The following is a 20,192-nucleotide window of genomic DNA, read 5'->3' on the forward strand; positions in this document are numbered from 1 at the left end:
AAAGAAGTCGATGCAAAGAAGCGGAATTACCGCCACGCCCGGAGGATCGCCGAGGTGTCGTGCCGCACGAGTGTCACTTCAGTCGTTCCCGTCACCGAGACCGACGCGGGGTGCGTCGTGCCGACCACCGTATCCGCCATGCGCACTTCATGGCAGACATCCAACTGTTCGGGCCAGCTCAACACGGCCGGTGGCAGCTCGGGATCCGACACCCGTAGCCGACGCAGCGGAACACGCAGGCCGACACCGATCGCCTTCAGGACGGATTCCTTGCGTGTCCAGTAGCGCAGGAAGGCCGCGGGCCGTTCGGCGGGCGGGCGCGCGTGCAGGGCGGCCAGTTCCGTGTCGGCGAGGACACGGGGGGCCACCCTTTCCACATCGGTGCCGACGCCGTCCTCGACGTCGAGCCCGACCTCCGCGCCGCGGCAGACGGCGAGCCCTATCAGGTCACCGCTGTGCGAGACGGAGAAGCGGACGTCCGCGTGTGCGCTCCCGGCCGGTACGTCGAGCGTGACCTTGCCGTGCGGTCCGCCGCAGCGCGAACACACGCGCCGCAGCGGCACGTCGGCGGGCGGCAGACCGAGCAGTTCGCCGAGCACCAGTCGGCTCACGGCACAACCAGCCAGGAAACGGGCCCTGTTGGCGGGGTCGGCCGTCGCCTCGTATCGGCCGCGTTCCACGGGATCGAGCAGTCCCACCAGCCCCGGGCGCGCGTCGGGCAGACGGCCCGACCACACCTGCACGGGGCGCGGCGGGCGGAGCGCCCCTGTCACGCGGTGGCCTTCAGCCGCACTTCCCCGACGAGCCGGAACCCCATGTGCGGCACCTTGAGGATCTGGGCGCCCGAGCCGACCTCCCGGAACCGGGCCCGCAGCGCCTCGATGACGTCCCGCGGGTCCTCGCCGGTCAGCCGCAGCAGATCGGGCCGGGGGACGATGACGGCCCGGCGGTCGGCGAGCGCGCGCAGCGCCTTCGCCTCGGCGTCGGACAGCCGCACGGACGCGGACGGGGTGGTGAGCACGCCGGTCTCGTCCAGGTCGAGGACCTGGGCGGAGGCGGGGGCGGCGACGTCCCGCAGGTAGGTCAGGAACGGCGCGAGGCGTTCGACGTCGAGGGGTGCGGCCATGACGAAGCCGGCCCCCGAACGGACCGCCGCGAGCGTGCCCTTGGCGGTCGGCGCCGCCTGCACGAGGACGGCGTAGGCGCCTTCGCGGGTTATCTCGCGCAGTTCGAGCGGAGCCGAGCCGTCCGCCTCGGCGGCCACGAAGGCGACGAGGAGATCGTCGGCGACGTGCGCGGCCAGCCCCCGCGGGTCCTGCGCCGCGGGCTCCTTCAGCGGCAGTCCGATGCGCTCACAGGCCTCCCGCAAGCAGGCGGCCTCCGGCGCACCCAGTCCCCGGGTGAGTACGTACATGCTGTTCGAACCTCTCGTCGCGTGCGGATCACAGACCTGTCGTGCGCTCTTCCCGTCGTTCCCTTCCCATAGTTCCATGATCGACCCTTGGTCTACACTCCTGCGCATGCCAGAGCGCCCCTCCTCCACCCCCTTGGTCAGGCGAACTTCGCACGCGCTCGCGGCGGACGACCGGCCGATTCGGCTGCCGCACACCGAGTTCGACGGCGGTGAGGTGCGGTTCCTCGGCGAGCCGGTCGATCCGGAGCTCGTCCCCGCGTCGGCCGCACCACTGTGGCACGCGTGCGACGGCACCCGGCCCTACCGCTCCTGGCCGCCCCTGGAACGGGAGTTGATCGCCGGCTGGCACGCGGCCGGCCTGGTGGTCGCCGCTCCGCCGCCGCGCTCGTCACCGTCACGCGCCCTGATCTGCCTGTCTCCGCACCCGGACGACGCCCAACTGGCCCTGGGCGGACTGCTCTCCCGGTTCGGTGGCCGGGTGGTGGACGTGTTCTCGCAGGAGACCTGGACGCGCCGCCCCTACTACCGGAGCCGTCCCGCGCTCGCCTCCCGGCTGCTGTTGGAGGAGGAGCGGGTGGCGTGCGGCGTGCTCGGCGCGGAGTTGACGGTGCTCGGCCAGGTGGACGCCGCCGACCGGTCCGCCTGGCGCGAGGGGTACTTCCTCGAGCCGCACGACATGGACGCGGCCCGCGCGACGGAGCCCGAGCTGTTCGAGCGCGTCACCGCCGATCTGGCCGTCGAGGTGGAGGGCGGTCCCCTGGTGCTCGTACCGCTGGCCGTGGGTGGCCACGTCGACCATGTCCTGACCCGGCAGGCCGCGTTGGAGCTGATCTCCCGGAAGGTGCTGGAGCCCGAACGGGTCGCCTTCTACGAGGACATGCCGTACTCGCTGTTCGCGGACGCCGAGGCCGAGGCCGGCCGGCTCGCCGTCGGCCCGGGGCCGACCGGGTTGGTCCCGGTGCTGGTCCCGGCGTCGGAGGCGGCAGTACGCACCAAGCAGGAGGCACTGTGGCCGTATCGGCTCCAGGTGCTGGAGGCGGTCACCAGACGAATCGTCCGCCATGGCCGGCAACTGGGCGCGCCGGGGTGGGCGGAGCGGCTCTGGGTGCTGCCCGAGTCCGCGGACGCCTTCGGGGAGTTGGCGTCCGCGGCGGCGGACGAAGCCGCCGCGGCCGGGTGAGGGCGGCGGCCGCATGCGACTGCACACCCGGGAGTGGGGCACCGGCGACCGGCTCGCCGTCCTCGTCCACGGTCTCATGGCCGACCACCGCACCTGGCACGAGCTGGTGCCGGTCCTGACCGGACGGGGCTACCGGGTGGTCGCCGTCGACCTGCGCGGCCACGGCGGCAGCGGCCGGGGGGCATACGCGCCCCATCTGTTCGCGGAGGACCTGCTGGAGACGCTCCCCCGCGGCCCCGAGCTGGCGTTGGGACATTCGCTCGGCGCGCTGGCCCTGGCGCTCGCGGTGTCGGAGCTGAAGCCGGGGCGTGCCGTCTACTCGGAGCCGGCCTGGCGGCTCGGCGGCCCGGACGGCACCCTCGACCCGGCCGTCTTCACCCTGTTCAAACGCGCGCCTCGGCTGCTGATCAGAAGTCTGCGCCCGCAGTGGGGGGAGCGGGAGGTCGCGGCCGAGCTGGCAGCGCTGGACGCCTGGGACGAGAGATCCGCGCTCGCCCTCTCCGCTTACCGTGCCGCCGATCACACACCCGAGAAGCCGGTCGTCCGCTCCCTCGTCCAGGCGGCGGAGCCGAGCACGCTGGTGAGCGGAGCGATGCGGGCGGAGCTGACACGGCGGGGGTTCGAGGTGCGGACCGTGCCGGACGCCACGCACGCGATCCACCGGGACAGTTTCGACGCGTTCCTCACGTCGCTGTCGGGGTGGCTGTGAACGGCGCGGGCGAAGAGGGTCGATGGGCGGGTCAGTGCACCGCGCGCAGCATGCGCGTCACATTGATCCTCGTGGGTGAGAGACCCATCTCGACACTCTGCATCATCCGTTCGCCGTTCAGCCGGCCGTACGCGAGCAGGTCGACGTTGGCGAGGCTGAATTCCGGCCAGGTGTGAATGCTCAGGTGCGAGGCAGAAAGCAGGAGAATGGCGGTGACGGCACCGTTCGGGAAAACGTGCGAGGCCTCACCGAGTACCGTGGCGTTTCCCTTTTCCGCCGCCGTACGCAGCACCTGGAGAAGGCGCTGCTCGTCGGTCAGAATACTGTGGTCGCTCACCCATACATCGACTGCGTACGAGCACAACTCGTCGACGCCTATTCCCTCGGTGGTGAGATCACTGGAGTCAGTCATGGGGAACCGGGGTCACGAATCGCTCGCCCCCGTCTCCTTTCACATAGATCTGTGCTGGTCTGCGTGGTCGAAGCGGAAGGTGGACGAGGCCGAGTGAGGCCGACTCGGGGACGCTCGGCGGGGCACAGCGTAGCATCCGGGGTGCCCCCGGGCTCGCGGGAACCCTGCGGGCCAGGGGATCGCGGGAGGCCACCTCGGATTGGCCAGAACACTGCGTACGGCGATGGACAGCGAAGGAGCGGAGTTCGTGGAGCAGCAGGGTTCACCGGACCCGGAATTCTCGGCACTCGACTGCATTTCAGCGACCTTCGGCATCACGGCGCTCTGGCTCGGCCGCGATCCGAGCGTCCTGGGAGATCACTGGGGATATCACCGCAGGACGGACGCAGTCGATTGCGAATGGCCCGTGGAGCACCTCGGAATCCACCGACGAACACCCGAGGAAATACTGCACGAATGGTACGGCCTGACCGCCGACCACGTTCAGCACGCCGACACCGAACAGGCCGAGGAATACATTCGGGCTCAGCTACGGGACGGCAATCCCGTGATCGCCTGGGTGGACACCTTCCATGTCCCCCACAGCTCTTTCCACCTCCAGCAGCACCACTCGCACCGGATCGTGATCCGCCCCGAGGACGGCGACGACAAGGAGGACACCGGTCCCTTCCGGATCGTCGACCGCTACCAGGGCTCCCTCTTCGACGGCTCGATGGAGAGGGGCACGCTGTTCACCGCCATGTCGTCGGACGCGTTGGGCGAAGCCCGCAGAGGCGACCCCGACTGGCGCAACCGCACCGTGGTCGTGAAGGCCGGCACGCCCGATTCCGGGGAGGTCCGGGCGGCGGTACGGCGGGAGGCCCAGGGGGAACGGTTCCGCGCCGCCGTCGCTTCGACCGCGCGCTCCTTCGCCGGCGCGGATCTGGTGACCGCGTGCGCCGACGAACTACGCGCCGCCCCGGACGACTTCACCTCGCTCGGCCCCGTGGGCACGATCGAGGTCAGCGCCTGGTTCGGTGAGCTGGCCAGCCAGCGCGCCCTGAACGCGCGCTTCCTGCGGGCCGCCGCCGAGACCTGCGCGATCCCCTCCCTGCACGATCGGGCCGCTGACGCGGAGGCCCTCTCCCGGCGCTGGGAGATGACCCGGAACTACTTCTTCCTGCGCTTCCGGAAGGGGGCGGTGGCGGTACGGCGCATCGCCGACCTCATCACCGAGACGGCGACCATGGAAAGGGAATGGAACGAGAAGTTGCGGACATCCGTCGGCGGCTCCGACCCGCATGCGGACGAGCCCCTGCCGAATGTTCCTGATCTCCTCGTCCCGCCGGGAGCGGCTTCGTGAAGTACGTGCCTCGACAGGGTCGGAGCACGCCCGCGGTTCGAGTGCTCACGGAGGTCGCGGACGCGTCAGGCCCGTCGTCACGCACCGCCCCGACGGCGAAGAGGTCGGCTGGTGCCGGGTGAGCATCGACCACAACCCGATGGCCTGCGCCCCCTACGCCGGCTTCCACTCCCTCCCCGGGGTCGCCCACAGCACGGTCAAGGTCGTCCGGGACCCGGACGGCACCCGGGTATGGGCGCCCTCTTGATCGCGTACGGACTACCCTGCCCCGTACGGGGGCACAGCCTTGCCTCCGCAGGCCGCACAGCGTCGAGGAGCAGCCCGTGAACGACCTCTCCTACAGCGACTTCGAGTCCGCACTCCGGCAGGCACTGCCGTTCCTGGACAAGGAGACACCCGTCGAGGCGGACGCGAGTCTGACCGAACTGGGCCTGGACTCGTTGACGTTGCTCGGTCTGGTGGCGGAGCTGGAGGACAGGTTCTCGCTTGAACTGCCGGACGAGATGCTGGTCATGGAGACCTTCGCGACACCGTCGACCCTGTGGAACGCTCTGTCGGAGCTGCCCCGCGACTGAGGGTCAGCACCGTGCGACCAGGGTGGTCCGCGTGGGACGTGCCGTGACCCCGCCGAGCGCGTCAGCCACCCCCACGCCATCGACCGGCTCAGCGAGCGGAACCGCGGTCTTCGCAGCCGTGCTGCCCGACGGCTCGGTCTTCGACCCGGGTGCAGGGTGAAGCGGTCCATCACGCGCGGCGTTCGCCATGTCATCGATCCCCGTCGACGCGGTGCTTCACAGCCGCCGGACGCGCAGCACGCCGGTCAGCATCGGGAGGGTGAACCCGCAGTGGGCGGTCTCCGGTGTACTGGCGAGGTACGCGCGGATGCGGCCCAGCGTGGCCTCTCGTTCCTGTTCCGGCATGACCAGCACTCCCGCGCGCGTCGCGATGGTCGCGACGAGGGAGTCGGCGGTGCGGGGCTGCCCGTGCGGGAACTCGGCCTGCTCCGGTGAGCCGAACCGGGCGGCCACGCCGGTCTTCGGAAGGTGCGCGTCGGCCGTCTCGGCCCGCCAGCCGGTGAGTGTGTCGCGCGGGCCGACGGCCGCGCTCCCGCCGACCCGTGCGAGCCCGGCAACCCACTCGACCCGGTCGTCCACGACGTTCCACAGCCCGGCCAGGATGCCGCCGGGTGCGAGGACCCTGGCGATCTCGGGTCCCGCGGCGGCCATGTCGAACCAGTGCATGGCGTTGCCGGCCAGTACGGCGTCGACGGACGCGTCCGGCAGCGGTATCGCCTCGGCGCTGCCCCGCAGGGCACGGACCGCGGGCAGCGCGCGGCGCAGCTCGGTCAGCATCGCCGGGTCGGGCTCGACCGCGGTGACGTCGGCACCCAGTGCGACCAACGCGGCCGTCAGCTTGCCCGTTCCCGCGCCGAGATCGAGCACGCGCGTGCCTGGCGCGGGTTCGAGCGCCCAGCGCGCGGCGGCCTGCGCGTAGTCCGGGCGGTGCTCGGCGTATGCGACTGCCGCCGTGCCGAACGACGAGGCGTGGAGGAGCCGTTCGTCCTTTTCCATCCGGTTACCGTAGCGACGCAGCCGACGATCGACCACGCGCCTCACAGCTTCGATGACGCGCCGCCCACAGCGCTGCCGGCCTTGCGCCCTGACCGTTTCGGCCCGGGGTGGACACCGACGCCCGACGGCTTCCGACCACGCGAAGCGCCTTCGTCGACTGGCCCGTCCGCTCACCGAACGGTCCGGCCTCGCCGCCCACCGGCAGGGGGTGGTGATCGAGGCCTAGTGTTCCGGCTCCGCGCGCGTGGACGTTCGCGTGGACCGACGGACCGACGGACCGACGGACCGACGGTCGGGCGGTCGGGCGGTCGGGCGGTCGGGCGGATGCGGACCGTCTGCCGGGAGGTGGACCGACGGTCGCGCGGATGCGGGCCGTATGCCGAGAGACCGAGCCGGAGGACTGGCCCCGATGGATGCGGACGCACTGTTCCGGGCGGTCCGGGAGGACGCACGAGCGTCGGTGGAGCTGACCGATGCCGCCCTCGCCCTCCTGCCCGTTCGCCGCGGCGGAGGATGAACTCCGGGCCCGTCACGGGCGTTCCGCGCCGACGGCTCAGGCATGGGCGGGGTAGTGCCGTTCCGCGCCCCGAAGGCGTCGACCCGGGAGCGGAGACCCGTCCCGACTCTCGGCCGCCCACTGTCACACCTCCGTCATACGCTTCCGCCATGAGCGTCTCTCTCTACTACAACGCGCACCGCGCGACACCGCTGACCGAAGCCGAGTCGGCCTCGGTCGCGCGCGTCGTCGCCGCGCACACGGCGTCGTCTCCGTACGACGACGAGGAAGGCCTGTTCCTGTACGACGGACGCACGGCCGGGCCGGAGGAGATCGTCGCCGGGTCCACCAAGATGCCGCTCGATCCCGGCCGTCTGATGCCGGTGGTCGCCCATGTGCTGAATGCCGTGACGGAGTTGCGCCGGGCCGTGCCGGATGCCGGATGGCGCGTGCACATGGACGACCTGGACGTCCCGTGGGACGAGGCCGAGGGATACACCCTGCCCGGGATGCGCGACCCGGACCTGATCGCGGAACTCGCGGCGGTCCACGACGAGGGCAGGGCGCAGGGATGAGGGAGGCGAACCCGGTCGAGGCCGCGGACGCCCTGCCGGTCACGCCGGAGCAGCGGCGCCTCGTGGAGTTCGGCGAGGAGTTGTACCGTCGCATCGCTCCGGACGCCGATCTCGGTCACGTCCTGCTGCCGGAGGACGATGCGGTGGCCGTCGTTCACCGTGTGCGGGGCGGTGGGACGATCCTCGTGGCCGCCGACCGGTCGGTTCTCTTCTTCGGCTCGGCACTCGACATCAGTGCCGCCCTGGTCGACTTCCGGGCCGGCCGGCGCACCCCCGTGGAACAGTTCCGGTAGCGCCCCGGCCGCCGGGAGCCACAGGCGGGCGGCCGGCCGAGGACGGGGTTGTTCGTCTTTGTCGTCAGCGGTGGCTCAGCACATTGACGACTCGGCCGTTGGGGTCGCGGACGAAGAACCGCCGCACACCCCATTCCTCGTCCCGCAAGGGGTGCACGATCTCCGCGCCGCTGTCCCGCATGACCGCGTACGCCGCGTCCACGTCGTCCACCTCCACGCTCATGTCCGGTGTGACCGGAGCGGTCCTGTCACCGGTCATGAAGCTGACCTGGGCCGCCGGGGTGGACGGCGAGGCAAGCGTCATGATCCAGCCGAGGTCCATGACCTCCTCGAAGCCCAACAGGCCGTAGAAGTCCCGGTTGCCCTGCATCGCGTCCGACTGGACGACTGGCATGACACGGCGAACGGTCATCGACGGCTCCCTGTGCGTTGTGACGTGTCTGCTGCACTCACCGGAAGTCCTACCCCACATCCGCACTTGCCCGCTCGCGGCTTGCCGAGCGCGAAGTGGTCGGAGGCGTCGCGGTCGGTGGCTCCACCGTCGGTGGCGTCACGGCCGGGAACCGCCCACACCGCGCACTCGCCACCCCGACTCCTCCAGCAACCGGCGTCGGTCAGTCCCGACGCCTTCTCGTCGTAGTGCTTCGCAGCCTCCGCCGGCCACCCTGACCGTCGCCATCGGTCGGATCAACTTCTTCATCGCCTTGGCCATCATCGGCAAGCCGCGGCCGGTCAGCTCCCTCGCGGACGAGCGGTGCGGCGTACAGCTCGTTAGGGACGCGCTCCTTCCCGCGGCGGGCGGGCTGGACGGTGGCCTCCACCAAGGTGAGGGGGCCCGCTCGGCATCCGGGGCGATGAGCATGACGGGCTCAGTCAGATGTGGTGGAGGTCGATGGGCCGACGTCCGGGGCCGCCACAGTGCGATCTGCCGGCCGCAAGGTGCCTGCACCGCGGAACGCGCCTGGTCCGCCCCGCCCCCCGCGGCGAACAGGAACTCGCCGGCCTGCTCGCCTGGCCCGGCGCGCCGACGCGTTCCCCTGCAACCGTCAGCGCACGAAGACAGAGGGGCCGGCGCCTGTGTCGTCGACGAGGCAGAGGACCAAGGCGATCAGCCCCGCGATGACCAGGACGATGGCCAGGCAGCACGGGATCTGGGACGGGGCGTTGAGGGGTGGGCCGGCCGCGACCTGCGGGGCTGCTCGCCGTACGTCACCGGCGTGGTAGTAGACCTTACCGGCCATGCCCGTGGTGGTGTTCCAAGTCTCGCTCCTTGAGCGGACGTTGTGTGCCAGTGCGGTGCCGTGGACCCAGCGGACCCCCGGCCAGACCTCCCTGACTTGACGTTCCGTCAGCCACTCCGGTTCTTCCATGCTCACCCTCCCCCGGTCATCCCCCACATGGGGGTACGGGGAGAGGGCTGTCAAGCATGTTCCCGCGGCGCCGGTGCGGCTGGTGCGTCCTCAACCCGCCTGGGTCAGAGCGCGGCATCCAGGCGTTCGCGCTGCCCGGCCTCCAACTTCAGTGACACTCCGGCGACCGCCTCGTCCAGTTGCCGGACCGAGCTGACGCCGACGATCGGCGTGGCGGCGGGGTTCCCTCCGGTCAGCCACGCCAGCACCACCCGGTTGCGGTTCGTACCGGTCTCGGTGGCGACCTCGTCGAGCACCGCGAGGCGGCGGGCGGTGCCGGGGTGGTCGTACTCCGTCGGCAGCGGCTTGTCCGCGCGGGTGTAACGGCCGCTCAGCAGTGGCGTGTACGCCCACAGCTCCAGGTCCGGGTGGTGCTCCAGGTAGTGCAGCACCTCGTCGGTGACAGCACCGAACCGGTGCACCACGCTGGGCCCGGTCCCCGGCCGCGGTTGCAGGTACGTGTGGTGCTGCTGCACGGCGGTGAAGCCGGCAGTTCCGTGCGCCCGCGCCATCCGCCTCGCCCGCTCAACCTGCCAGACGGGGTAGTTGGAGCATCCGAGCCGGCCGACCGTCCCCGCGGACAGCAGCTCGCCGAAGGCGGCGACGGTCTCTTCCAGCGGCGTGTCCGGATCGGGCTTGTGGGCCCAGTACAACTCGACGTGGTCCGTGCCGAGTCGGCGGAGGCTTGCCTCGATCCCCTTCCTGATCGCCCCGGCCGACAGGCCTTCGGCCGACTCCGGGAATCGTCCGGCCACGGTCGGCTCGCAGCCCACCTTGGTGCTGATCCTCACGCGGTCACGGACGCCCGGGCGGCGTGCCAGCCAGCGTCCGAGCAACGTCTCACTCTGCCCGCCGAAGCCCGTCGGATCGGCCCAGAACGCATAGCAGTTGGCGGTGTCGATCCAGACACCGCCGGCGCCCACGAAGCGGTCCAGGAGTTCGAACGATCGGCGCTCGTCCAGAGCCGTGCCGAACAGCATGGCCCCAAGGGCCAGGTTCTCGATCATGTCCCTCACGCTAGACGGATTCGGATCGGCGGTACGCTCCAATCTTGTGGCTGTTTCCCGGACCAATCTCGCGTGGGCGACACTGCTCGACGTCGGTCCCGCGGAGGGTGGGCGGCGTCGCCTTCACGATCGCCTGGCTCACGCGCTGCGCGCCGCGATCCGGGACGGTCGGCTGGTGGAGGGCGCCGCCGTGCCCCCGAGCCGAGCGCTCGCCGAGGAACTCGGCTGCTCCCGCTGGGCCGTGACCGAGGCGTACGGGCAACTCGTCGCGGAGGGTTACCTCTCCGCCCGGGTCGGTTCCGCCACGCGTGTCTCGTGGATACCGGAGGCCGCGCCGCCCGCGCCTCGCGTGCCGCGCGAACCGGCGCGGCCACCGATCCGGTACGACCTCGCTCCCGGCCTGCCCGACCTGCGGGCGTTTCCCCGCCGCCGCTGGGCGGACGCCGTGCGGGCGGTCACCGGCTCGGCCGTCCACTACGACCTCGGTCTGCCCGACCCCGACGGGCACGCGGTGCTGCGTGACACCGTCGCGCAGTACCTGCGACGCTCACGCGGCGCGGACACCCGCGCCGCCTCCGTGTCCGTGTGCGCCGGCGTCACCGACGCCCTGGTCCGCACCTGCCGGGCGCTGCGCGCCGAGGGGATCGCCGACCTGGCCGTGGAACAGCCGGGGTGGCGGCGGCTGCGGGACGCCGCGACGAGTGCCGGCCTGCGCGTGCACCCGGTGCCCGTGGACCAGGACGGCCTCCGCGTCGACCACCTCGTGCGGACGCCCGCGCGGGCCGTCGTCGTCGGCGCGGCGCACCAGTTCCCCACCGGCACGGTGCTGTCCCCGGCCCGCCGTTCACGTCTGGTGCGCTGGGCCCGCGACGTGGACGGGTTCGTCATCGAGGACGACTACGACGCCGAGTTCCGCTACGACGGCCACCCGGTCGCCGTCATGCAAGGGATGGACCCCGGCCGCGTCTTCCTCCTCGGCTCGGTCAGCAAGACGCTGTCGCCGGCCCTCGGCCTGGGCTGGCTGGTCGCGCCCGCCGCGATGACCCCGGCGCTGCGGGAAGCGAACATCGTCGCCGCCGCCCCGCCGGTACTGGACCAACTCGCGCTCGCCACCTTCATCGACCGCGGATGGTACGACGCCCACCTGCGCGCGGCACGGCGTCGGTTCCGTTCCCGCCGCGACCTGCTGGTCCAAACCCTCGAGGCCGAGGTACCGGAAGGTCGCGTCGCCGGTACCGCCGCCGGACTGCACATCCTGCTGCACCTGCCGGACGGCGCCGACAGCCGCGGGACGGTCCACGCGGCGGCCGCCGCCGGGCTGCGCGTGGCGGACCTCGACGACTATCGCCCGAATAGGTCGGCCGAACGTGCGCTCGTCCTCGGGTACGGCAACATCAGCGACACCGAGATCCCCCCGGCCGTCACGCTCCTGCGGGAAGCGCTGCGGTCACCGACCGTGACGTCGCCCACACCTGCCAGGCAGGTAGGCGGGTCCTGACGACCGCCGGCGTCAGGCCACGGGTGGCCGACTCGCCGGAGCGGACTGACCTGGCGTTTTGTCCAGTACCCAGCGCCCGCGCTGGTCCCTTACGGCCCCGCGGGTTCAGCCCAGCCATGTCACTCACAGCAGGCTGAAGGCTGCCCCTCCTCGCCGGTGGATCACTCGCGTGGGCGACGTCGGAAGCGGCCAGGGATGTCTCGTCCGGTTGCGGAAAGACGTATGAGCGACCAGTCAGGAGGTTGTCGTGCCGGATACGTTCGCTTTGGGAGAGGTCCTCGCGGCTGCTGAGGATGCCGCGCCGATGGACTCCGTCGACGTCGTCGCACGAAACGTGCAGAAGCGCTTCGGGGCAGTCTCGGTTTCGTTTCTGTTCCTGGACTTCGTAGGCCAGGAACTCGTGCGGCTCACCGCTGCCGACGACGCCGAAGCCGGCGGCACCAGCCCCGTGCGCATCCCCTTGCGGGGCAGCATCTACCAACTGGTTCTGCGTGATCAACGACTGCACCAGGAGCAGGACGCCGAGGGCCGGCAGCGGGTCATCGCTCCGGTCACCAACCGTGGCGACTGCATCGGTGTCCTCGAGATGACACTTCCCCACATCGACCGGGAGGTGCTGCGACACGTGGCGGAGGCTGCCCACGCTCTCGCGTACATCATCGTCACGGACCGTCGCTTCACGGACGCCTACCAGTGGGGGCAGCGCACCACTCCCCTGACGCTCGCCGCGGAGATCCAGCACCAGCTGCTTCCCTCCGCGTCCTGCTGCGAAGCTCCCCAGTTCACCATCGCCTGCGCACTCGTACCCGCGGACGACATCGGTGGCGACACCTATGACTACAGCCTGGACCGCGACGCCCTGCACCTGTCGCTGACCGACGCCATGGGCCACGACGTCGACTCGGCACTGCTGGCCACACTTCTGCTCGGCGCCCTGCGCGGCGCCCGGCGCACGGGATGCAACGTCGCCGAGCAAGCACGTCAGGCCCACCAGGCGCTGCTCGCCCACGGGCGCGGCGCCATGGCAACCGGGCTACTGCTCTGCGTCGACCTCGCGCAGGCTCGCGTCGAACTCATCAATGCCGGTCATCCCTGGCCCCTGCGCCTGCGTGACGGCGTCGTGCAGGAGATCCCTCTCTCCATCAACCTGCCCTTCGGCGTCCCCTCACCGATCCCCTACCGCGTCCAGGAATTCGACCTGCGCCCCGGGGACCGGCTCATCCTGCTCACCGACGGCATGCAGGACCGGGAAGCGGCCACAGCCGACCTGGCCGGACTGCTTCGCCAGACTCGCCACCTACACCCGAGACAGACGGTCCAAGCTCTGACGGAGGCGGTGAAGGACGCCTGCAACGGCCGTCCCCGGGACGACGCCAGCGTCATCTGCCTGGACTGGCACGGCCAGATCGGCGGCCGCTAGCCGCCGCACGCGGCTTCCGCACGGCACCGTGTGCCCCTCCCGCGTCAACAGCAGGCCGGACGCATGTCGGCGCGCGCGGCCCCGCCCCATCGCGAGGAACACCGCGCTGGAGACCACCGACCCGGCAGGCCGTCTCACCGGCCCGTTCGTCTCTACGTGGGCCGCGCCGATTTCGGCCTGGCGGGGGGAGCGCCCGCCTGAAGTGTCTCGTGGCCGGCATGAGCGTACGGTTGCCAGAGGCGCAGAGGGCTGCCCTCTGCACAGGGAGAGGCCCGCTCCGGCATGCCGGAGCACGCCCTCCTTCCTCGCGGCGCACGCTCCCCGCGGACCTCGCTGATCAAGCGGAAGGTTTCAGTCATGGGCACAGTCACCATCGACGACGGCACGGCCATCTTCTACAAGGACTGGGGTCCCCGCGACGGTCAACCGATCGTCTTCCACCATGGTTGGCCACTGAGCGCCGACGACTGGGACACCCAGATGCTGTTCTTCCTGCAGCACGGCTACCGGGTGATCGCCCACGATCGCCGCGGCCACGGCCGCTCCTCGCAGACGGCGACCGGCCACGACATGGACACCTACGCCTCCGACGTGGCCGCCCTGACCGACGCGCTCGACCTGCGGGACGCCGTCCACATCGGGCACTCGACGGGCGGCGGTGAGGTCGCGCGCTACGTCGCCCGCGCCACACCGGGCCGCGTGGCGAAGGCCGTGCTCGTCAGCGCGGTGACGCCGGTCATGGTGAAGTCGGACTCCAACCCCGGCGGACTGCCGATCGAGACGTTCGACGGGTTCCGTGCGGCCCTCGCGGCCAATCGCTCGCAGTTCTACGTCGAGGTCCCTTCGGGCCCGTTCTACGGCTTCAACCGGCCCGGCGCGAAGGTGTCACAGGGGCTGATAGACAACTGGTGGCGACAAGGGATGATGGGCGGCGCCAACGCCCACTACGAATGCATCAAGGCGTTCTCCGAGACGGACTTCAACGAGGATCTCCAGCAGATCGACGTCCCCGTCCTCGTCGCTCACGGCACCGACGACCAGATCGTTCCCTATGCGGACGCGGCGCCTCTGTCCGTCAAGGTGCTGAGCGACGGAACGCTGAAGAGCTACGAGGGCCTGCCCCACGGGATGCTGTCGACCCACCCCGAGGTCGTCAACCCCGACATCCTCGCGTTCGTGCGGTCCTAGGTCACTCCTGACCGCTGCCGACACCGGACGGAAGGCCGGCCGGGCGGAGGCGCGGGGGCTTCACGCCTCGCGCCCGGCACCGCGGTCGGGTGCGCTCATGTCCCCCGTCCCGGGCGTGCCGTCGGCGAGCCCGTAGCGCAGGTACACGGTGCCCCTCGGACCGGCTGCCGGCGGTTCGAGGAGGGTGAGGTTCGTGGGCACCTCGCCACCGTCGAACACCTTCTTCCCGACGCCGAGGACGATCGGGTGCACCCAGAGGTCGAGACGGTCGAAGAGCTTCTCGCGCAGAAGGGTCTGCACCAGGTTCAGGCTCCCGACGACCTTCACGTGCTCGTGCCGGTCACGGATCTCACGCACCGCGTCGGCCAGATCCGGGCCGAGCCGCGTGGACCCGGCCCACGAGAGGTCGGGCCTGCCGCGGGAGGCCACGTACTTCGGGACGCTGTTGAAGAGCGCGGCGATCTCACTGTCCTGGCCGCCTTCCTGGTGCGGCCAGTAGGCGGCGAAGATGTCATACGTCCGTCGGCCGAGCAGGAGGGCGTCCGTGCCCTCGTACGCGGCACCGACCTGCGCCCCGGCGACCTCGTCCAGCAGGGGCGCCTGCCAGCCGCCGAACGGGAACCCCACCGGGTCCTCGTCGGGCCCGCCGGGTGACTGCCCGACGAGGTCGAGGGTTGCGAACAGCTCGATGTGGATGAGGCCCATGGCTTACTCCCGATGAGTCGGTTGCCCCGGTCGCAAGGTAGACCTGTGGGCACGGGCAGACTCATCGCTGTCACAGCGCCCGGCTTCCTACTCATCGCTGTCACAGGGCCCGGCCTCGTGCTCATCACTGTCGCAGCGGCCCGGCTTCGTACTCGTCACACTCCCGCTCACCGTCGATCGCGGGAACGCGCCCTTCAGAGGCGCGGAACTGCCGAGCCGCCCGCACGGGCCACAGCATGATCACGCGGCCCCAACCCCTGTACGCCCTGTACGGCGCTCAGAACTCCTGCTGTATGTCGCGGTGCCGCCCGGACGGCACGTCCGGGCTTCCCCAGGTGCGGACGACGACGTGATCGGTAAAGGCGTGCACCACTCGATAGGCGGGTGCGGCCTTCGCCTCGCGCCGCTGTGCCGTGATGTACTGCTCCGCCTCCCGACGGTCCCGCCGGGGCGTTCCGCACAGTTGCCAGGCCTGGCCGTTCCACATCTCCGGGACCCACCGCTCCTGCGGCTGAGGGCGTTCCTCTCGGATGCCGTATCGCGACTGCACCCTCACCTCACGCTCGGCGACCGGCGCACCGTAGACGTCCTGGGATGTCGGCTTGGGCGCTGCCCGGCGCCGGGTCTCGCACAGCAGGCACAGATCCCGTGCGCTCTCGTCGACCGGGCCGGTCGGGTGCTCCGGGCAGCGCGTCGTCGGCTTCGGGCCGGCGATCGACTCCTCCAGGTGGGACAGGGCCCGCGTCAGGTCCGCCCGGATCTCGTGCAGTGCGGCGTCCGGGGTGTCCCGTGAGAGCTGTTCGCCGTGCTCGCCCAGGACCCGCAAGGCACGGCCCAGGGCCACAAGCTGCGCGTGGTTCACGTAACCCCTCCGCTTTCGGTCTGTACCCTCGCGCCGTGCCGGCCGTGATGGGAGGTGCCAGCCTACGTGGCCCGACGGGTCTCTCAGCATGCGCAGCCGCATCGCCTGCCACAGCTCGTCGGCTCCGCGGCCGCTGTCGGGGCGCTGGGGTGCAGCATGGAACAGCACGCGCCGTGCGCGATCTTCGCTACGCCGTAGTCACGGCGGTGAGGGTCGGGCCGGGCGACGCTGCCGGCGAAATGGAACACCCCGCCCGGCGCGAAGTGCCGGAACGGAAGGTCACCCGGGACCAGGGCGATCCACGCCGGATCGAGGCCGGGCTCGTCCGAGTCGCCCAGCACACGGGAACCGGGTCGGGGCCTGCCTGTGGGCGGTAGGTGTCGGCACCGTCGTGGTCGAGGGGGCGATGCCGGTGTGCGAGGATCCCTCATCCCGTGCACCGGAGCGGTCTACCGCCGTCCCCAGCCCGGCATGGCTTCCGACGACAAGCGCACCCTGCCCTCCGCCCCTGTGAGCAACCCACGGACGGGCAGTCCCCCCTCGGGGTCCTCAGACGAAGTGACAATGGGCCAGCGTATCCGTCACCACCGACAGTCAGGACGTATCTGACGCTACGTCAGCTGCGCCTGTTCCGACGGGTGTTGAAGACCCGGCCCCTGCGGCCGCTGCGAGGCGGTTTCCGCGCCCGTGGTGGCTCACCTGAGGAAGCGGCTATGCGCTGCCGGCTCCGTCAGCCTGGCCGCCGGCTGTCCACCAGGCGATCACCCGAACGGCCATCGCGTCGGGCCGCAGGCCTGAGGCACCGAGACCGAAATGCCCCTCCAGCTCGTCCCGCAGGAACTCACCGATCTCGGTTCGGCCGGCGCCGCCGGCAAGTCGTCGGAGCAGAGGGGCGAGCATGCAGTCGTACTCGTCCTGCACATCGTCGGCGACACCGATCGGATCCCACTCGTTGAGCAGATGCCGCAGGCCGTTCGCGGTGGAGGTCGTCCAGGGTTCCATCGCTTCAGGGTGCCACCTGGCAAGGGCCGTCATCGCCGGGAGCCGTCGGTCGCCTGCCTCGCGGCGAGGGGCCCAACTACCCCCACGGCCGAGTAGCGTTCCGGTCCACTTCGTTCAACAAGGCGTTCACCAGGGCGGGTTCCAGCCCCAGGGCCAGGAACGTCACCGTCCCGTAGTCCCGCCGCACGATCTCGATCCTGTGGAAGGCCAGGAGCACCGACTGGTTGGTGAGCCTGTTCACCTCCCTCACGTCGTCCCACCTCACCGCCTCCCGGACCCGGCCGAAGATGTTGGTGACGACCAGACCGCCGGTGTAGAGGTAGCACCGGTTGATACCCCACCTCACGCTGGCGCGAGCCCATGCCGCTCTGAGGCCGAACAGGGCGAGGAGCACGGCCACCGTGACAGCACCCCTGACGAACGCGTCCCGCGGCCTGAACCAGATCAGCGCGCCGAGCAGGACGAGGGCCAGCGCGAAGAGCAGCCGCCGCGCCATCTGCGCGAGACCGCCCATCACCCCCGCGACGGGGTAACTTCCGCGCATCCCGCCGAGGCCGAGGCTGCGCCCGATCCCGGGGCCGGAGCCGGGTCCGTGTCCTGGGCCCGGGCCGGGTCCTGGGCCCGTGCCGGGTCCTGGGCCCGTGCCGGGTCCTGGGCCCGTGCCGTGTCCTGGGCCCGTGCCGTGTCCTGGGCCCGTGCCGTGTCCTGGGCCGTTCATGTCCTGGCTCACGACGTACCGCCTCTTGTGGGGCCGGGCTCGGGCCATGTGCGGCTCCGGGTCCGGGTCCGGGTGATGAGTTCAGCGAGCAACCGGGTGCGGGGGACCATGTGGGCGATGTCGACGTACTCGGTGTCGGCGTGGGCACCACCGCCCACCGCGCCCAGACCGTCCAGCGTCGGGCAGCCCACGGCCGCTGTGTGGTTGCCGTCCGAGGCGCCGCCGACGGCGATCCCCCGCAACGGCTCCTGGCCCAGTTCGGCGGCGAGCCGCGAGGCCAGGGCGAACAGTTCGGCGGAGGACTCCGGTTGCATCGGGGGCCGTTGCCTGCCGCCCTGCACTTCCAGCCGCGCTCCGGGGGTACGGGCGGCGAGGTCACGCATACGTGCGTCGATCCAGTCCTGCGCCGCCTCGGTCGGCACGCGCACATCCACCGACACCCGGGCCAGCGCGGGCACCGTGTTGCGCGTGCTGCCCGCCGACAGCAGGGTGGGCGTGACGGTCGCGGCTCCCAGGGCGGGGTGCGCCGCACCATCGGCATCGGTGGCGGCCCCGGCGGTGATCGTGGCCCCGAGTGCCGCGATGGACAGCACCTGATGGGCGGCCTCGACCGCTGCGTTGATCCCCTTGTGGGGTTCCAGGCCCGCGTGGGCGCCCTGCCGTGCACGACCACCTCGTACCGCGACGTGCCCTTGCGGGCCGTTTTCAGCGCGCCCGCCGCGTCCGCGGACGCCTCCATCACGAAGGCCGCCGCGCACCGCCGCGCGGTTTCCTCGATCAGCCGCCGGGAGGTCGGGGAGCCGACCTCCTCGTCCCCGGTGACCAGCACGCCCACACCGTCCGGGGACGGCAGCGAGGCCAGCGCGTGGAACAGCTGCACCAGACCCGCCTTCATGTCCAGGACGCCAGGACCGCGGGCCATCCCGTCGGCCACCGACCATGGGTGGGTCCGCAGGGAGCCCATCGGCCACACCGTGTCGTGGTGTCCCACCAACAGGACCCGCGGAGCGCCGAAGGCCCACCGCAGATGGGTCACTCCTTCGATCACGATCGTCTCCGGCTCCGCCCCCAGCAGTCTCGCGCCCAGGGCGGCCACCACCTCCGCGCTGTGCGCCACTGCGCCGTGGTCGGCCGAGAAGGACTCGCAGCACACGAGTTCCTCCAGATCGGCCAGCATCGTCGTCAACAACACATGTCCCCCTCGAATGTGATGGGTCATCACCACGGTCGCCGCCCGGTCCCCCTGCCGGGCGCGCCGTGCGGCCGACGTTAGAAGTGAGCGAGACATTCCACCAGCGACTAGATTGCATGGGATCAATGAGTCGCAGGAATGGGTCGGGTGGAGAACCGTGTTCGAGATCGACGCACTGCGGTTGCTCGTGGCGGTGGCCGAGACCGGGTCGTTCACAGGAGCGGCGGCCCGGCTCAACTACACGCAGTCCGCGGTGTCGCGGCGGATCGCCACGCTGGAGCAGCAGGCGGGCGGCGCGCTCTTCGAACGGCTCCCCCGGGGCGTACGGCCCACTCCGGCCGGCCGTGCGCTGCACCGGCACGCAGTGGAGGTCCTCGACCGGCTGTCACGGGCCGAGCACGAACTGGCCGTACTGCACGCGGGCCATGGTGGACTGCTGCACGTGGGCGCGTTCGCCACCGCCAACATCTCGCTGCTGCCCACCGCCCTGCGCGCGCTCCACGAGGTCAGGCCGGACGTCGAGGTCGTGGCCGTCGAAGGCCAGAGCGACACCCTGCTACGGCGCCTCGCGGACGCGACCCTGGACATCGCCGTCGTCAGCGACTACCCCTCCGGACTGCCGCAGGCCGACGGCGTGACGACCACCGTCCTGTGCGAGGACGAACTACTCGTCGCCCTCCCCCGCGCACACCGCCTCGCCGGAGCGGAGATGGTCGACCTGAGCGAACTCCGCGACGAGCCCTGGCTCCAGAGCGCCTACGGCGACCGCCCCACGATGCTCGCCGACGCCTGCGCACGCGCGGGCTTCACTCCCCGGAAGATCATCCGCATCGCGGAGTGGGCCGGCAAGTTCGGCTACGCCGCCGCCGGCCTGGGCGTCGCACTGGTCCCCTCACTCGCCGCCCGGGCGGTCCCCGACGAACTCGTCCTGCGCCACCTCTCCGACCCCGCCCTCCGCCGGACCGTCCACGTCGCCCTGCCCCCCACCCCACTCCCGGCAGCCCTGAAACTGTGCGAACTCCTCCAGGGCGTCACACCTCCGTGACCGGCCGTCGCCTCGGCCCGGCCGGGAACGAGCGTCCAGGACCACCGAGGTCGCCCCCCCACTGCCCGTGCGGTCAGCCGGTCAGCCGGTCAGCCGGTCAGCCGGTCAGCCGGTCAGCCGTCAGCCGGTCAGCCGTCAGCCGGTCAGCCGGTCA

Annotated in this window: 22 protein-coding genes and 1 pseudogene; 11 read left to right on the forward strand and 12 right to left on the reverse strand. The window is 71.2% G+C overall.

Annotated elements, in window-relative coordinates; genetic code table 11:
- Window positions 1-26: 26 nt before the first annotated feature.
- Window positions 27-773, reverse strand: coding sequence for a 4'-phosphopantetheinyl transferase family protein (locus BM536_RS36060; protein WP_094103986.1), 747 nt, complete (start codon window positions 771-773; stop codon window positions 27-29).
- Window positions 770-1,414: a hypothetical protein gene (locus BM536_RS36065; protein WP_094103987.1), complete on the reverse strand. Its 645-nt coding sequence runs from the start codon at window positions 1,412-1,414 to the stop codon at window positions 770-772. Before BM536_RS36065 ends, BM536_RS36060 begins: the two co-directional genes overlap by 4 nt.
- A gap of 106 nt (window positions 1,415-1,520) precedes the next feature.
- Here BM536_RS36065 and BM536_RS36070 point away from each other — a divergent pair, with 106 nt between their 5' ends.
- Together BM536_RS36070 and BM536_RS36075 are read left to right on the forward strand one after the other, a co-directional pair.
- A complete protein-coding gene (locus BM536_RS36070; RefSeq protein WP_158086575.1) occupies window positions 1,521-2,594 on the forward strand; it encodes a PIG-L deacetylase family protein in 1,074 nt (357 codons plus the stop codon).
- 13 nt (window positions 2,595-2,607) lie between these two features.
- A complete protein-coding gene (locus tag BM536_RS36075) occupies window positions 2,608-3,303 on the forward strand; it encodes an alpha/beta hydrolase (RefSeq protein WP_094103989.1) in 696 nt (231 codons plus the stop codon).
- Window positions 3,304-3,334: 31 nt separating this feature from the next.
- Here the strand turns inward: BM536_RS36075 and BM536_RS36080 are convergent, their stop codons facing one another.
- Window positions 3,335-3,715, reverse strand: coding sequence for an S-adenosylmethionine decarboxylase family protein (locus BM536_RS36080; protein WP_073491458.1), 381 nt, complete (start codon window positions 3,713-3,715; stop codon window positions 3,335-3,337).
- Window positions 3,716-3,938: 223 nt separating this feature from the next.
- Between BM536_RS36080 and BM536_RS36085 the strand changes: the two genes are divergently transcribed.
- From BM536_RS36085 to BM536_RS36090, 3 genes are all read left to right on the forward strand, one after another.
- Window positions 3,939-5,057 (forward strand): BtrH N-terminal domain-containing protein, encoded by a 1,119-nt coding sequence (locus tag BM536_RS36085; protein WP_079274885.1) that lies wholly within the window; start codon window positions 3,939-3,941, stop codon window positions 5,055-5,057.
- 118 nt (window positions 5,058-5,175) lie between these two features.
- A complete protein-coding gene (locus BM536_RS44100) occupies window positions 5,176-5,304 on the forward strand; it encodes a hypothetical protein (RefSeq protein WP_281258613.1) in 129 nt (42 codons plus the stop codon).
- A 76-nt stretch (window positions 5,305-5,380) separates the two neighbouring features.
- The gene (locus BM536_RS36090) at window positions 5,381-5,632 is read left to right on the forward strand and encodes a phosphopantetheine-binding protein (RefSeq protein WP_073491460.1); all 252 of its coding nucleotides are present in this window, start codon (window positions 5,381-5,383) and stop codon (window positions 5,630-5,632) included.
- A 216-nt stretch (window positions 5,633-5,848) separates the two neighbouring features.
- Here the strand turns inward: BM536_RS36090 and BM536_RS36095 are convergent, their stop codons facing one another.
- A complete protein-coding gene (locus tag BM536_RS36095) occupies window positions 5,849-6,628 on the reverse strand; it encodes a class I SAM-dependent methyltransferase (RefSeq protein ID WP_094103990.1) in 780 nt (259 codons plus the stop codon).
- Window positions 6,629-7,294: 666 nt separating this feature from the next.
- Between BM536_RS36095 and BM536_RS36100 the strand changes: the two genes are divergently transcribed.
- Together BM536_RS36100 and BM536_RS36105 are read left to right on the forward strand one after the other, a co-directional pair.
- Window positions 7,295-7,699, forward strand: a complete 405-nt coding sequence (locus BM536_RS36100; protein WP_073491461.1) for a hypothetical protein — start codon at window positions 7,295-7,297, stop codon at window positions 7,697-7,699.
- Window positions 7,696-7,992, forward strand: a complete 297-nt coding sequence (locus BM536_RS36105; RefSeq protein ID WP_073491462.1) for a hypothetical protein — start codon at window positions 7,696-7,698, stop codon at window positions 7,990-7,992. The genes BM536_RS36100 and BM536_RS36105 overlap by 4 nt, the downstream gene beginning before the upstream one ends.
- Window positions 7,993-8,056: 64 nt before the next feature.
- Here the strand turns inward: BM536_RS36105 and BM536_RS36110 are convergent, their stop codons facing one another.
- The 3 genes from BM536_RS36110 to BM536_RS36120 form a co-directional block, all read right to left on the reverse strand.
- Window positions 8,057-8,404, reverse strand: coding sequence for a VOC family protein (locus BM536_RS36110; RefSeq protein WP_073491463.1), 348 nt, complete (start codon window positions 8,402-8,404; stop codon window positions 8,057-8,059).
- Window positions 8,405-9,038: 634 nt separating this feature from the next.
- Entirely contained in the window at window positions 9,039-9,362 is a 324-nt protein-coding gene (locus BM536_RS40965; RefSeq protein WP_107439659.1) for a hypothetical protein, read from the reverse strand.
- Between the two features lie 104 nt (window positions 9,363-9,466).
- Entirely contained in the window at window positions 9,467-10,408 is a 942-nt protein-coding gene (locus BM536_RS36120) for an aldo/keto reductase (protein WP_073491502.1), read from the reverse strand.
- Here BM536_RS36120 and pdxR point away from each other — a divergent pair.
- From pdxR to BM536_RS36135, 3 genes are all read left to right on the forward strand, one after another.
- Window positions 10,407-11,906: a MocR-like pyridoxine biosynthesis transcription factor PdxR gene (gene pdxR / locus BM536_RS36125; protein ID WP_094103991.1), complete on the forward strand. Its 1,500-nt coding sequence runs from the start codon at window positions 10,407-10,409 to the stop codon at window positions 11,904-11,906. The two genes, BM536_RS36120 and pdxR, sit on opposite strands and share 2 nt — an antisense overlap.
- A gap of 304 nt (window positions 11,907-12,210) precedes the next feature.
- Entirely contained in the window at window positions 12,211-13,326 is a 1,116-nt protein-coding gene (locus BM536_RS36130; RefSeq protein WP_073491464.1) for a PP2C family protein-serine/threonine phosphatase, read from the forward strand.
- A 357-nt stretch (window positions 13,327-13,683) separates the two neighbouring features.
- Complete coding sequence (locus BM536_RS36135) at window positions 13,684-14,514, forward strand: alpha/beta fold hydrolase (protein WP_073491465.1); 831 nt, start codon at window positions 13,684-13,686, stop codon at window positions 14,512-14,514.
- Window positions 14,515-14,574: 60 nt separating this feature from the next.
- Here the strand turns inward: BM536_RS36135 and BM536_RS36140 are convergent, their stop codons facing one another.
- The 5 genes and pseudogenes from BM536_RS36140 to BM536_RS36165 all read right to left on the reverse strand — a co-directional run bounded on the left by BM536_RS36140 (window position 14,575) and on the right by BM536_RS36165 (window position 18,978).
- Window positions 14,575-15,219, reverse strand: coding sequence for a dihydrofolate reductase family protein (locus tag BM536_RS36140; RefSeq protein WP_073491466.1), 645 nt, complete (start codon window positions 15,217-15,219; stop codon window positions 14,575-14,577).
- A 277-nt stretch (window positions 15,220-15,496) separates the two neighbouring features.
- Window positions 15,497-16,081 (reverse strand): hypothetical protein, encoded by a 585-nt coding sequence (locus BM536_RS36145; protein ID WP_073491467.1) that lies wholly within the window; start codon window positions 16,079-16,081, stop codon window positions 15,497-15,499.
- Between the two features lie 711 nt (window positions 16,082-16,792).
- A complete protein-coding gene (locus tag BM536_RS36155) occupies window positions 16,793-17,083 on the reverse strand; it encodes a hypothetical protein (protein WP_073491469.1) in 291 nt (96 codons plus the stop codon).
- A 76-nt stretch (window positions 17,084-17,159) separates the two neighbouring features.
- Window positions 17,160-17,627 (reverse strand): hypothetical protein, encoded by a 468-nt coding sequence (locus BM536_RS36160; protein WP_073491470.1) that lies wholly within the window; start codon window positions 17,625-17,627, stop codon window positions 17,160-17,162.
- A 182-nt stretch (window positions 17,628-17,809) separates the two neighbouring features.
- Window positions 17,810-18,978: pseudogene (locus tag BM536_RS36165) on the reverse strand (M20 family metallopeptidase).
- A 172-nt stretch (window positions 18,979-19,150) separates the two neighbouring features.
- Here BM536_RS36165 and BM536_RS36170 point away from each other — a divergent pair.
- Window positions 19,151-20,038, forward strand: a complete 888-nt coding sequence (locus tag BM536_RS36170; protein ID WP_094103993.1) for a LysR family transcriptional regulator — start codon at window positions 19,151-19,153, stop codon at window positions 20,036-20,038.
- The last annotated feature ends 154 nt before the right edge of the window (window positions 20,039-20,192 follow it).

Origin of the sequence: Streptomyces phaeoluteigriseus (assembly GCF_001896135.2) — a bacterium.
Lineage (GTDB): Bacteria > Actinomycetota > Actinomycetes > Streptomycetales > Streptomycetaceae > Streptomyces > Streptomyces phaeoluteigriseus.